The following is a 13,472-nucleotide window of genomic DNA, read 5'->3' as shown; positions in this document are numbered from 1 at the left end:
TCTGAGTGGATACTCAAGAATTGACTTCTGGTGCGTATCGTGGCCGCCATGGCGCGACGCGGGAGACCACCGGCGATCGGGCGCGACGAGGTGCTCTCCGCCGCGCTCGACGTGCTGCGCGAGCGCGGCGTCGCACGCCTGACCACGCGCGAGGTCTCGTCTCGCGCAGGGGTGTCCGAGGGGTCGATCTTCTATCACTTCACCGATCGACGGGGTCTGCTCACCGCCGTCTTCGACGAGGCGCTCCGGCCGCTGTTCGCGTTCAAGAACGACCTGGACCCCGCCGCGGCGCGCGATCTCGACGACGTCCGCGTGGTGCTGGGGCAGTACGCCGAGGCGATGCGCGCGTTCCTCGACGACGGCCTCGAGGTGCTGGTCGCCGCCCACGGGGACGCCGCGGTCCGTGACGAGGTCGGTGCGGTGGTGACGGCCAACGACTTCGGGCCGCACCGCGGTGTCGCGGCGATGACCAATTATTTCGACGCGCTGCGCGAGACGGGTGTGGTCGGCGCCGACGTCGACGTCCACGCGGCGGCGTATCTCATGGTGAGCGCGACGTTCCTGCGGTCGGCGCAGCCGACGCTGTTCGGGCACTCCACCGGGATCCCGGCGATGTCCGAGGTGATCGACGGCGTGCTGCGGCTGCTCGGGCCGGTCTAGCCGAGGACCTTCTCGGCGCGGGCGTACTTCTGCTCCACGGCGTCCTTGACGGGCCGCCACCACTGCTCGTTGTCGCGGTACCACTCGATGGTCGCCCGCAGTCCCGCGTCGAAGTCGGTGTACCGCGGGCGCCATCCCAGTTCGGTGCGCAGCCGTGTGGAGTCGATCGCGTAGCGCAGGTCGTGCCCGGGGCGGTCGGTGACGTGGTCGTAGGCGTCGGCGGGATGCCCGAGGATCGTCAGGATCTTCTCGACGACCGTCTTGTTGTCGGCCTCGCCGTCGGCGCCGATGAGGTAGGTCTGGCCGATCTCGCCCCGCTCGATGATCGTCCACACGGCGTCGTTGTGGTCGTCGACGTGGATCCAGTCGCGCACGTTGGTGCCCGCCCCGTACAGCTTCGGGCGGGAGCCGCTGAGCACGTTGGTGATCTGACGCGGGATGAACTTCTCGACGTGCTGGTAGGGGCCGTAGTTGTTGGAGCAGTTCGACAACGTCGCCGCGACCCCGAACGACCGCACCCACGCGCGGACCAGCAGGTCGCTGCCGGCCTTGGTGGAGCTGTAGGGACTCGACGGGTTGTACGGCGTCGACTCGGTGAACCGTGACGGGTCGTCGAGTTCGAGGTCGCCGTAGACCTCGTCGGTACTGATGTGGTGGAACCGGATGCCGTGCCGGCGGACCGCCTCCAGCAACGTGAAGGTGCCGACGAGGTTGGTCTGCACGAACGCCGACGGGTCGGCGAGGGAGTTGTCGTTGTGGGACTCGGCGGCGAAGTGGACGACGAGGTCGGACTCGGCCACGAGGCCGTCCACCAGTGCGGCGTCGGCGATGTCGCCGGCGACGATGCGCACGCGGTCGGCCACGGGGGCCAGTGTCGCGGGGTTGGCGGCGTAGGTCAGCTTGTCCAGCACCGTGATCTGGGTGTCGGGCCGCTCGTGGGCGGTCCGCAGGACGAAGTTCGCACCGATGAATCCGGCACCGCCGGTGACCAGAACACGCATGCGGCGACAGTACCGGCGTGCGGGGGCTCCTCGCGCGGTCGCGACGTCACCTGGATGCACGACACGCGGACATCTGTCCGCTGTTCTAGGCTGGGCGACATGCGGGGAATCATCCTGGCGGGTGGGACGGGGTCTCGGCTGCACCCGATCACGCTCGGCGTGAGCAAGCAGCTCGTCCCTGTCTACGACAAACCGATGATCTACTACCCACTCTCGACGTTGATGCTGGCGGGCGTCCGCGACATCCTCGTCATCACCACGCCGACCGACGCGTCGTCGTTCCAGGCGTTGCTCGGCGACGGCAGCCAGTTCGGTGTCGACATCACCTATGCGGTGCAGCCCTCGCCGGACGGCCTCGCCCAGGCGTTCGTCCTCGGCGCCGACCACATCGGCTCGGACTCCGTCGCTCTGGTGTTGGGCGACAACATCTTCTACGGTCCCGGCCTGGGCAACCAGCTGATGCGGTTCAGTTCGGTCGACGGTGGTGCGATCTTCGCCTACTGGGTGGCGAACCCGTCCGCCTACGGCGTCGTCGACTTCGACGACGACGGCAAAGCGGTTGCCCTGCAGGAGAAGCCGGAGAACCCGCGGTCGAACTATGCGGTGCCGGGACTGTACTTCTACGGCAACGACGTGGTCGAGATCGCCAGGAACCTCCGCCCCAGTCCGCGGGGCGAGCTCGAGATCACCGATGTGAACGCGACGTACCTCGAACAGGGCCGTCTCTCGGTGCACGTCCTCCCGCGGGGCACGGCATGGCTGGACACGGGGACCTTCGCCGACCTGCAGGACGCCGGCGCCTTCGTCCGCACCGTCGAACAACGACAGGGCCTGAAGATCGCGGTGCCGGAGGAGATCGCCTGGCGCCGGGGGTTCATCGACGACGAGACCCTGCGCGCCCGCGCGGAGACGCTGCGGAAGTCGGGATACGGCGACTACCTCCTCGGACTGTTGGAACGGGGGCGAGGACCGGCGTGATCATCCGACCGCTGGCCGTCGAGGGCGCGTGGGAGGTGACGCCGAAGCAGTTCGGCGATGCCCGCGGCGTGTTCCTCGAGGCGTTCAAGGCGCAGGCTCTCGAGGAGGCGACGGGCCGACGGCTCGACCTGGCGCAGGTGAACCTGTCGGTGTCGACGGCGGGCACGCTGCGCGGCATCCACTTCGCGGATGTGCCTCCGGGGCAGGCGAAATACGTCACCTGTGCCCGCGGAGCGGTCCTCGACATCGTCGTGGACATCCGCGTGGGGTCGCCGACATTCGGCCGGTGGGACTCGGTGCTCCTCGACGACGTCGACCGCCGCGCGATCTTCCTGTCGGAGGGGCTCGGCCACGGGTTCTGCGCGCTCGAGGACGACAGCACGGTCACCTACCTGTGTTCCACCGGCTACAACCCGACCGGCGAGCACGGGGTGCACCCGCTCGACCCCGAGATCGGCATCGAATGGCCCGCCACGGCCCGCGACGGCTCCCCGCTCACCTACTCGCTGTCGGAGAAGGACACCGCCGCGCCCGCGCTCGCGCAGGCCCGCGAGTCCGGACTGTTACCGGACGCAGCGACGGTCACGGAATTCTTGCGAAGCATCAGCATCGTCTGAGCCGGTGGCAACGCCCGCCGCGACCGTGGCAGGGTGGAGACATGAAAGACGATGTCGAGAGCATGACCGAGGGATCCGACGGGGAGTACAACTACGACCCCGACGATCAGCTCCAGCCCGAGGACACCCTCGACGACCGCGGTGTCGACGACATCCTCGACGAGGGGATCTCCCCGCCGGAGAAGCCCAGCCCGGCCACCCGCTACGGCATCACCGCCGAAGAGCAGCGCGAGGGCGAGTCGCTCGACCAGCACCTCGCCGAGGAGGAGCCGGACCCGGCAACCGAGGTCGCCTTCCACGAGGACACCCGTCCGCGTGTGCCCGAGAACGACGACGAGCTGTCCGAGGACATCGACGCGATCGAGGAGTACGACCCACAGACCGGGGACGACCGATCCGGTCGACTGGTCGGACCCGACGGTGGTGTCGACCACCGCACCCACCAGGAGATCGCCTCCGACGCCGGGATCGACGGAGCCGCCGCGTCCGCGGAAGAGGCTGCCGTGCACACGATCCCGTCCGACCAGCTGCCCTGATCACCCGCCCCGCCCGGCCCCGAGAGGGCTGGGCGGGTTCAGGCGTCCGGCAGGTCCGGCAGGGGTTCGGACCAGAGCCATTCGTCCCACAGCTCGCTCAGCGACAGGTCCGTGTGGCGTGCGGCGACGCCGATGAAGTCGTCGGTGGTGACCGAGCTGTACCGGTACTCGTGGGTCCAGTCGCGCAGCAGGTCGAAGAACGCGTCGTCGCCGATCGTCAGGCGCAGCGCGTGCAGGGTCAGGGCGCCGCGCTTGTAGACACGGTCGTCGAACATCGTCGACGGGCCCGGATCGGCCAGGACGAGGTCCTGCTTCTGACCGGCGACCCGGCGATGGTGTGACCGCGCCAGCGCGTCGGCGGTGTCGTCGCCTGCGCGCTCGGCCCACAACCACTCGCTGTAGCAGGCGAACCCCTCGTGCAGCCAGATGTCCCGCCACCGGGTCAGCGTCAGGGAGTTCCCGAACCACTGGTGAGCGAGTTCGTGCGCGACGAGCCGCTCCGACCCCCGCTCGCCGTCGCAGTGGTTCGCCCCGAACGTCGACATCCCCTGCGCCTCGATGGGGATCTCGAGGTCGTCGTCGGTGACGACGACCGTGTACTCCGGGAACGGGTAGGGGCCGAACATGTCGGTGAACGCGTCCATCATCTCGGTCTGGCGGCCGAAGTCGGACTCGAAGCGGTCCAGCAACCGGTGGGGGAGGACCGCCGTGATGGGGACGGGCTTGCGGGCGAGCTGCTTCTTCTCGTACGGGCCGATCGAGATGGTGGCGAGGTAGGTCGCCATCGGCTCGACCTGCTCGTAGACCCACGTCGTCATCGCGGCCTTGGTCCGCTTGTGCGCCAACGTCCCGTTCGCGACGGCGAAGTACGGGGACTCCGTGGTGATCGCGATGCGATAGGACGCCTTGGAGGCGGGATGGTCGTCGCACGGGAACCACGACGCCGCGCCGTTGGGCTGGTTGGCGCAGAGCGCGCCCTCGGTCAGCTCCTCGAACCCGACCTCCCCCCAGGGCCCGCGGATGGGACGCGGCGACCCGCCGTACTTGATGTCGACGGTGAAGGCCGAGCCCGGGGGCAGGGGGTGGGCCGGACTGATCGACAGCTTCCCCGACCGATGGGAGTACCGCTGCGCCCGGTGACCGTTCACCGACACCTTGGACACCGAGAGGTGACTGGCGAGATCGACGGTGAAACGCCCGAGGTGGTTGATCGCTGTCGCGGTGAGCGTCGCCTCGCCGGCCAGGCGATTGCTCGCCACCTTGTACTCGAGATCGAGTTCGTAGCGGCTCACCCGGTAACCGAGGTTGCCGTTGGTGGGCAGATAGGGGTCGATGCCGTCCGCGGGGTCGCCGAGGAGCGGACCGCCGTTCCCGGCCGCGTCGCGCTTGTGGGACTTGCCCGGCACCGAACCTCCACTCGCCGGCCGAGATGCTGTGAGGGACGACGTTACCGGGCGGTCCGTGGAGCTGCGGGGTCGGCGCCCTCGCCGTAAACGGACCGCGGACCGGTTACGCTGTCGCTCGTCGATCCCGCGCGGTAGCGTTCGCGACGGATCGAGTCCGACCAACCGGACACCGCCACATCCCCCCTCGAGAGGACATCGCTCATGGATTCGTCGCGCAGTATCACGTCGCTGGTGGCCCGGGTGATCCTCGGGATCATCTTCATCATGCACGGGTGGCAGAAGCTGCACACCAACGGAATCGGCGCCACCGAGAAGGGCTTTCGGGCGATGGACGTGCCGTTCCCCGAGTTCAGTGCGCACTACGCGACGTGGGTCGAGTTCGTCGGCGGCATCCTGCTGATCGTCGGCGTCCTGGTCCCGCTGGTGTCGATCCTGCTCATCATCGACATGGCCGGCGCGATCATCACCGTCCACGCCGACAAGGGCTTCTGGAACAGCGACGGCGGCTACGAGTTCCCGCTCGCGCTCATCGCCGCCCTCGTCGCGGTCGGTCTGGTGAACACCGGACGCACCGGCGTCGACGGGTACCTCGTCAACCGCCGTCGCCGCGCCCGCACGTAGGCGTCACGTCCCCGACGGTCATCGATCAGACCAGGGGGCGATGGGGTTGCCCTGCCAGCGGGTGTGCGCGGGCACGACGTCCCCGCGCATCACCAGCGAGGCCGGGCCCACCGTGGCGGACTCGCCCAGACCCGACGCGGGGAGCGCCACGCAGTGCGGGCCGAGCGTGGCGCCGTCGGAGATCCGCACCTCGTCCATCGCCATGACCCGGTCGTGGAAGAGGTGGGTCTGCACCACGCAGCCGCGTTGCACGGTGGCGCCGTCACCGAGGGTCACCAGGTCGGCCTCGGGCAGCCAGTAGGTCTCGCACCAGACGCCGCGGCCGATGGTGGCACCGAGCATCCGCAGCCACAGGTTGAGGATCGGCGTGCCGGTGGCGGCGTTGGCGAACCACGGCGCCGCCACCGTCTCGACGAACGCGTCCGACAGCTCGTTGCGCCAGACGAACGAGCTCCACAGCGGGTGGTCACCCACCGAGATCCGGCCCACCACCAGCCATTTGGCGGCCGCCGCGATGCAACATGCGGCGGCCCCGGCCACGAGCAGCACCAGCCCGCTGACCAGTCCGGCGAGCCAGAAGTTCGACTGCGACGCGATGTACTGCAGGCCGATCAGGACGAACAACCCGAGCCCGAACGAGATCATGACCGGGATCAGCCGCAGCGTCTCCACCACGCCGCGGGCGATCTTCAGCCGCAGTGGGGGATCGAAGGTGCGTGAGCTGTCCGTCGGGGCGACCGCACGACGCAGGCGGACCGGGGGACTGCCGAGCCAGCTCGACCCGGACTTGGCCTTGTCCGGTGTCGCCGAGAGGACGGCCACCAGGCTGTTCTTCGGCACCTTGCGGCCCGGGCCGGTCATGCCGGAGTTGCCGAGGAACGCGCGTTTGCCGATCCGCGCCTCGTCGATGTGGATCCACCCGCCGCCCAGTTCGTAGGACGCGACCATCGTGTCGTCGGCGAGGAACGCGCCGTCGCCGACCGAGGTGAACTTCGGGATGACCAGGGCGGTGCTGATCTCGGTGCCCGTGCCGATGTCGGCGCCGAGCAGTCGGAACCACGCGGGCGTCAGCAGGCTCGCGTACAGCGGGAACAGATAGGTGCGGGCGGAGTCCATCAACCGCTCCGTCGCCCACACCTGCCACCCGATCCGGGAGCGGACGGGGTGGTAGCCCTGGTGCAGACCGATCGACAGCAGGCGGACGCCACCCGCGGTGATCGCCGCGAACACCAGCAGGCTCGTCAGCGTGGCCGCGGGGAGCAGGATCAGCGCGCGGACGGCGACATCGCGGAGTCGATCGGCGTGGACCGCCCACGTGGCGATCACACCCAGACCGGCCGCGAGCGCGATCAGCGGGATCCCGGCGAGCAGGATCGACGTCAGCCCGTAGACCGGGACCCACCCGCTGGCGCGCGGCGGTCGCTGCGCGGGCCAGTGGGTCGTCGCCTTGCCGGTCTTCACCGCGGGCGAACCCGCCCAGTGCTGGCGGGCCTTGACCCTGCCGAGCACCGCCGACCCGGGTGCGACGATCGCGTCGCGTCCGACCCGCGCACCGGGCAGCAGGGTGGACCGTGCACCGACGGTGGCCCGTTCGCCGATCTCGACGTCGCCGATGTGGACGACGTCACCGTCGATCCACCACCCGGCGAGGTCGACCTCGGGCTCGATCGAGCAGCCGTCGCCCAGCGACAGCATCCCCGTCACCGGGGGGAGGGTGTGCAGGTCGACGCCGTGGCCGATGTCCGCGCCCAACGCCCGGGCGAAATAGATCATCCACGGTGCGCCCGCGAGGTTCGCCGCGCCGCTGGCCTCGGTGAGCCGCTCGGCCACCCACAGGCGGAGGTGGACGCCGCCACCGCGGGGGTACCGCCCCGGCCGCACACCGGCGAGCAGCAGCCGACATCCGCCGACGGCGATGGCCATACGGCCCACCGGGGTGATGAACACGACGAAGGCGGCGAGCAGGACCCACCAGTTCACCGAGATCAGCCACGGGACGTCCGTGACCGACGCCGCGATGTTGTTCGCGACTCCCAGCCACGTCGCCCACTGCAGTCCGGTGAGGGTGGTGAGCGGTACCGACAGCAGGATCTGCGCGACACCGGTGATCCGGGGGGTGGGCCGGACGGTGCGCGGCTCGACGGCGACCTGCGGCGACGAGTCGTCGAGCATGCCCGCGAGGGCACCGAGCCGCGGGTGGTCGTAGAGGTCGGCGACGGTGACCTCGGGATACCGCTCGCGCAGCGCCGTGACGAGCTGGGCCGCGGCGAGCGACCCCCCGCCCTCGGCGAAGAAGTCGGTGTCGGCGTCGGTGATCGTGACCCCGAGGACGGCGGTCCACCGGTCGGCCACCCACCGCTCCGTCGCGGACAGGTCGCCCTCGCCGCCCCCGGCGGAGCCGGGCAGGGGCCACGGCAGTGCGGCGCGGTCCACCTTGCCGGAGGTGCGGGTCGGCAGCTCGTCGACGAGTGCGAGGCGCGGTACCAGCGCCGCGGGGAGCCGCTCGGAGAGCAGGTCGTGCGCGGCCTCGACGTCGAAGTCGGGATCGGTGGACACCAGGTACCCGATGAGCACGGAGTTCCCGGCGGCCGTGGTCCGCACGGCGGCCGCCGCCCCGCCGACCCCGGGCAGGTTCTGCAGTGCGGTGTCGATCTCGCCGAGCTCGATGCGCCTGCCGCCGACCTTCACCTGGTCGTCGGCGCGTCCGGCGAACACCAGACCCTCGGGGTCGAGTCGGACGAGGTCACCGCTGCGGTAGGCGCGGTCCCACCCCAGCGACGGCATCGGCGAGTACTTCTCGGCGTCCTTGGCGGGGTCGAGGTAGCGCGCGAGGCCCACGCCACCGATGACGAGTTCCCCGGTCTCGCCCTCCGCCACGGGCAGGCCGGCGGGGTCGACGACGGCGAGATCCCATCCGGCGAGCGGCAGGCCGATGCGGACGGGCCCGGAACCGGTGAGCGGTGCGGCGCATGCGACCACCGTCGCCTCGGTGGGCCCGTAGGTGTTCCACACCTCGCGCCCGGCGACGGCCAGGCGCTCACCGAGCTCGGGTGGGCACGCCTCGCCGCCGAAGATGAGCAGACGGACCGCCTCGAGTGCCTCGGCCGGCCACAACGACGCCAGTGTGGGCACAGTCGAGACCACCGTGATGTCGCGGGCGACCAGCCACGGGCCGAGATCCATCCCGCTGCGCACCAGCGATCGGGGTGCCGGCACCAGGCAGGCGCCGTGCCGCCACGCCAACCACATCTCCTCGCAGGAGGCGTCGAACGCCACCGACAGCCCGGCGAGCACGCGATCACCCGGGGCGATCGGCTCGTCCTGCAGGAACAGCTGCGCCTCGGCGTCGACGAAGGCCGCGGCGTTGCGATGCGTCACCGCAACACCTTTCGGCGTACCCGTCGACCCGGACGTGAAGATGACCCAGGCGTCGTCGGTGGTGCGGGGGGCCAGCTCGGTCAGGTCGGGGTCGGTGGGAGCGTCCCGCTCGCGGACCGCCGCCGCACGGTGCAGACCGACCGAGTCCACGACGGCGGCGACCTGCGCCTCACCGAACACCAGGTCCGCGCGCTCGTCCGGGTCGTCGACGTCGACAGGGACATAGGCCGCACCGGCGGCGATGGCCGAGAGGATCGCGAGGTAGAGGGCCCGTGATCCCGACGGCATGCGGATGCCGACGCGATCGCCGCGCCGGATGCCCTGCCGCGCCATCCACAGCGCGCCCTCGTCGACGGCCTCGATCAGCTCGGCGTAGCTGAGGACGGCCTCGCCGTCGTCGATCGCGGGCGCCTGGGGGAACGTCTCCGCCGTCGCGTGGAGGATGTCGATCAGGGTGCGCGGACTCGGCGCGCGGTCGCCGGCGAGGAAGTGCGACGGGATCGGGTACGGCGGTGGGGACGGGTGTTGCGACGCGTTGGCGGTGACGTCCACCAGGGTCCTTCCGCTGCTCGAACCGACATCTCCCGACCGGGAGCCGACCGCAGAAGAGTTTCCCATCATCGTCGCCGGGGCGACGACGCGGGCATCACCACCCAGCCACGTCACAGTCCCCGGGTGCCGGTGATCCACACAACCGTCGACCCCCGGCGTCCCGAAGGATCACAAAAGTTGGGTGGCCACGGATGGATCGGGGCACACTGCAGAGACCGGGACCGGCGTCCGGTGCGGCAAGAAGTGCCCGCGGACGGACTGCCGACCACGCCGGAGGAGGTTCTCGATGCCGGTGATCACCCATGACAATCCCAGTCGCGGTTCCTATGCACTGTGGTTCGGCAGCCGTCTGCTGATCCGGCCGGTGCTCAAGTACTGGCCGCTGACGCCGCAGACGATGAAGATGCTGTACCTCGTCGACAAGGCGCTCGCGCGGGGGCCGAAGCCGAAGGGCGTCGTCGGGGAGCCGATGACCCTCGCCGGCCGTCCGGCGGAGTACATCGTCCCGTCGGGCCCGAGCCGCCGCGACAGCGACACCGCGGTGCTGTACCTGCACGGTGGGGCGTTCGTGGTGTGCGGACTCGCGACGCATCGCGCCGTCGCCTCCCGCCTGTCGCGGAAGACCGGCCTGCCTGTCGTCTCCCTCGCCTACCGGCAGCTGCCCGAGGCCGGTGTGGGCACGTCTGTCAACGACGCCTACATGGCCTATCGCGAGCTGATCATGGAGCGCGGGTATCGCCACGTCGTGGTCGCCGGCGACTCCGCGGGCGGGTTCCTCGCCCCCAAGGTCGCCGAGCTGGCCGCCGCCGACGGGATCCAGGTCCCGGACGCGTTCGTCGGGTTCTCGCCTCTGCTCGACCTGGATCTCGCCTCGAATCCCGACCGCAGCAGCCGCAGCGACGCGTACCTGCCGAAATCCAAGATGGCCGAGCTCGCGCCGATGTTCGACCAGGGGCCCATCGCCCTGCGCGGCGTCCGTCGCATCATCGACGTCCCGGCCGACCGGCTCCCGCCGACGCTCATCATCAATGCGCAGGACGAGATGCTCGAGGCCGACATCATCGAGCTCGTCGAGTCGATCGACTCGGTGGGTGGTGTCGCGGTGGCCCATCGCTTCCGCTGGCAGGTACACGCGTTCCCGGCGCTCAACGCCCGACATCCCGAGTCGCTCGAGGCCATCGCACTGGCCGCCGACTTCATCACCGAGGCGATCCGGTCGTCCCGCGCAGCGGAGCACGACACCGCACGGGGCCAGGCCGGCTGAGCCGACCTCCGCCGTGACGGGTCCCGCGGTGGGACCATGACCGAGTGCGGTCGCGACAGAAGATCCTCGACGCCACGCTGGACCTGATCGGGTCGGGCGGGTTCGACGCGGCGTCCATCGCGGCGGTGGCGCAATCCGCGGCCGTGTCCCGGCAGACCGTCTACTCGATCTTCGGGTCGCGCGAGCAGCTCATCTCCGAGGCCGTCTCCGAACTCGCGCGAACGGCGTTCGACGAGATCCATGGTGTGACACCGACACATCCCGGGCCGGCCGGGGAGTTCGTCGCGCTCATCGTCGGCGCCCGGGCGGTGATGCGGGACCACCCGGTGCTCGCGGTCCTGATGGGACCCTCCGGCCAGAACCCCCTGTTCGACCCCGGCATGGTGGACCGAGCACGGCCCATCGCGCGAGAGATGTTCGCCCGCATGGCGTCTCGCCATCCCGAGCTCGCGGATCGCTGGGACGACGTCATCGACATCGCGCTCGCGGTCGGATTGTTCAGCGTGCTCTTCGAGAGCCCCGACCGCCCCGACGACGACCTGGCGGCCTTCCTGCTGCGCTGGGTCGAGCCGGCGTTCCGCGACTGGTCGCCGTCACCACGAAATTGACACTCGCGCTGCGTTCTGTCTAGTTTTTGCGTGACACAGGTCACGAGACGACGCGGGGGTCGACAGTGGGTGGATTCGGACGCAGGACGTTCATCGCGGGTGCCGGGGCGGCGGCTGCGGTGGCCGCAGGTGCGGGCGTCGCGGGGAGGGCGGTCGCCGAGCCCACCGCCCCGCGGCCGGGCCGCATCCCGTTCCGACGCGAGGACCACCGCGTCGTGGTCATCGGGTCCGGCTTCGGCGGCGGCGTCACCGCGCTGCGTCTGACCCAGGCGGGTGTCCCGGTCACCATGCTCGAGCGTGGCCGTCGGTGGGCGACCGGCCCGAACGCGAACACCTTCGCCACCCCGACGAACCCCGACAAGCGGATGCTCTGGTACCGGTCGGCGCCGACACTGTTCGGGCGGCCGCTCGTCGTCGATCCCTACGTGGGTCTGATCGAAGCCGTTGCGGGCGAGAACATGTCGGCGTTGTGTGCGGCGGGGCTCGGCGGCGGATCGCTCGTGTACCAGGGGATGACGCTGCAGCCGATCGAGTCGGTCTTCTACACGCAGTTCCCCTCGCGCATCGACTACGGCCTGCTCGCCCGGACCTACTACCCGCGCGTCTCGAAGATGCTCCGGATCGAGACAGCGCCGGACGCGTTGATCAGCTCGCCGGAGTACCTCGCGCCCCGGGTGTTCCGGGATCACTGCATCCGGGCCGGGTTGCCGGTGTCGAAGATCCCGATGCCCATCGACTGGAGCTACGCGCTCGCCGAGCTGCGCGGTGAGATGCGCAAGTCCTACACGAACGGTGCCGGATCACTCGGGGTGAACAACGGTGGCAAGCACACCGTCGACGTCACCTACATCAAGCAGGCGGAGGCCACCGGCCGGCTCGACCTGCGCCTGCAGCATGAGGTCACCGACGTGATCCGCGAGCGCGACGGGCGCTGGAGGGTCCGGGTCAACCGCATCTCGTCGTCCGGCGGAGTCCTCGAGACCATCGAGATGACGACGCGGGCTCTGGTGATGGCCGCGGGGACGATGAACACGACCAAGCTGCTCATGCGCGCCCAGGCGCACGACACCATCCCGGACCTGCCGGCCGGTCTCGGTACCGGGTGGGGCAGCAACGGCGACCGCATCTACACGTGGACCGACCCCGCCGACAGCATGGGCACACAGCAGGGTGGGCCGGTGGTGTTCGGCAGCCTCGACTGGTCCGGTGACCCCCGGAAGGCCGCGACGGTCATCCAGGCGTCGATCCCGACGCTGGGCACCGATCCGCGGACCACGATGATGGTCGGCTACGGCGTCAGCGACGCCCGCGGGACGTTCGTGTGGGACCGCGCCCAGGACCAGGCGGTGCTGCGCTGGCCACGCGACGGGGACCACGTCCTGCAGGACACCCGGATCGGCCCGCTGACGCAGAAGATCGCCGGCCCGTCGTCGATCCTGTTCGACACGTTCAAGCCCTACCCGTCCACCTGGCACCCGCTCGGTGGCGCACCGATGGACGTGGTGTGTGACCTGCAGGGGCGTGTGAACGGGCACCGGGGCCTCTACGTCCTCGACGGCGCCCTGATGCCGGGCAACACCGCGGCGTGCAACCCGTCGATGACGATCGCGGCGATCGCCGAATGGGCAATCGACCGAATCATCCCGTCCGACGTCGGGTCTGTGTTCTGACCGATCGGTCCGGGCGCCACGTGATGGGCGTCCGCTGCGCCTTAAACAGGTGCGTAAACCGCCTACTGGTTCGCAGCCAGGCGTTCTCCAGCAGCACGGGAAGCCGACATGCAACGTCGCAAATTAGTCAAAGAACACCGAGACTCCTCCGCGCTGCTGCAATCAATCGGGTTGCTTTATA

At 70.0% G+C, this 13,472-nt stretch carries 11 protein-coding genes; 8 read left to right on the top strand and 3 right to left on the bottom strand.

Annotated features, from left to right (window positions below; genetic code table 11):
* Positions 1-48: 48 nt before the first annotated feature.
* Positions 49-660, top strand: a complete 612-nt coding sequence (locus LX14_RS04735; protein ID WP_253646107.1) for a TetR/AcrR family transcriptional regulator — start codon at positions 49-51, stop codon at positions 658-660.
* Here LX14_RS04735 and rfbB read toward each other — a convergent pair.
* Positions 657-1,661 carry a dTDP-glucose 4,6-dehydratase gene (gene rfbB / locus LX14_RS04730; protein WP_253646106.1) on the bottom strand — a complete coding sequence of 335 codons (1,005 nt, stop codon included), beginning with the start codon at positions 1,659-1,661 and terminating at the stop codon, positions 657-659. The genes LX14_RS04735 and rfbB overlap by 4 nt on opposite strands.
* A 99-nt stretch (positions 1,662-1,760) precedes the next feature.
* On the opposite strand from rfbB, the gene rfbA reads away from it, so the two are divergent.
* From rfbA to LX14_RS04715, 3 genes are read left to right on the top strand one after another with little or no spacing between them, the layout of a single operon-like run.
* Positions 1,761-2,639 carry a glucose-1-phosphate thymidylyltransferase RfbA gene (rfbA, locus tag LX14_RS04725; protein ID WP_253646105.1) on the top strand — a complete coding sequence of 293 codons (879 nt, stop codon included), beginning with the start codon at positions 1,761-1,763 and terminating at the stop codon, positions 2,637-2,639.
* The gene (locus tag LX14_RS04720) at positions 2,636-3,256 is read left to right on the top strand and encodes a dTDP-4-dehydrorhamnose 3,5-epimerase family protein (RefSeq protein ID WP_253646104.1); all 621 of its coding nucleotides are present in this window, start codon (positions 2,636-2,638) and stop codon (positions 3,254-3,256) included. The genes rfbA and LX14_RS04720 overlap by 4 nt, the downstream gene beginning before the upstream one ends.
* Before the next feature lie 41 nt (positions 3,257-3,297).
* Entirely contained in the window at positions 3,298-3,792 is a 495-nt protein-coding gene (locus LX14_RS04715) for a DUF5709 domain-containing protein (RefSeq protein WP_253646103.1), read from the top strand.
* Positions 3,793-3,830: 38 nt separating this feature from the next.
* On the opposite strand, the gene LX14_RS04710 is transcribed toward LX14_RS04715, so the two are convergent.
* On the bottom strand, positions 3,831-5,198 hold the full coding sequence (locus LX14_RS04710) for a M1 family metallopeptidase (protein WP_253646102.1): 1,368 nt from the start codon (positions 5,196-5,198) through the stop codon (positions 3,831-3,833).
* A 201-nt stretch (positions 5,199-5,399) separates the two neighbouring features.
* On the opposite strand from LX14_RS04710, the gene LX14_RS04705 reads away from it, so the two are divergent.
* Positions 5,400-5,819, top strand: a complete 420-nt coding sequence (locus LX14_RS04705) for a DoxX family protein (protein WP_253646101.1) — start codon at positions 5,400-5,402, stop codon at positions 5,817-5,819.
* Positions 5,820-5,837: 18 nt separating this feature from the next.
* Here the strand turns inward: LX14_RS04705 and LX14_RS04700 are convergent, their stop codons facing one another.
* Positions 5,838-9,815, bottom strand: a complete 3,978-nt coding sequence (locus LX14_RS04700; RefSeq protein ID WP_372505358.1) for a Pls/PosA family non-ribosomal peptide synthetase — start codon at positions 9,813-9,815, stop codon at positions 5,838-5,840.
* Positions 9,816-10,035: 220 nt separating this feature from the next.
* On the opposite strand from LX14_RS04700, the gene LX14_RS04695 reads away from it, so the two are divergent.
* The 3 genes from LX14_RS04695 (at position 10,036) to LX14_RS04685 (ending at position 13,291) form a co-directional block, all read left to right on the top strand.
* Positions 10,036-11,013 (top strand): alpha/beta hydrolase, encoded by a 978-nt coding sequence (locus LX14_RS04695; RefSeq protein ID WP_253646099.1) that lies wholly within the window; start codon positions 10,036-10,038, stop codon positions 11,011-11,013.
* Between the two features lie 44 nt (positions 11,014-11,057).
* The gene (locus LX14_RS04690; RefSeq protein ID WP_253646098.1) at positions 11,058-11,621 is read left to right on the top strand and encodes a TetR/AcrR family transcriptional regulator; all 564 of its coding nucleotides are present in this window, start codon (positions 11,058-11,060) and stop codon (positions 11,619-11,621) included.
* A gap of 65 nt (positions 11,622-11,686) precedes the next feature.
* A complete protein-coding gene (locus tag LX14_RS04685) occupies positions 11,687-13,291 on the top strand; it encodes a GMC oxidoreductase (protein ID WP_372505357.1) in 1,605 nt (534 codons plus the stop codon).
* The last annotated feature ends 181 nt before the right edge of the window (positions 13,292-13,472 follow it).

Source organism: Williamsia deligens, from assembly GCF_024171765.1.
GTDB lineage: Bacteria > Actinomycetota > Actinomycetes > Mycobacteriales > Mycobacteriaceae > Williamsia_A > Williamsia_A deligens.
Note: the sequence above shows the minus strand (reverse complement) of the source record. Positions and strands in the feature narration are given on the sequence as shown.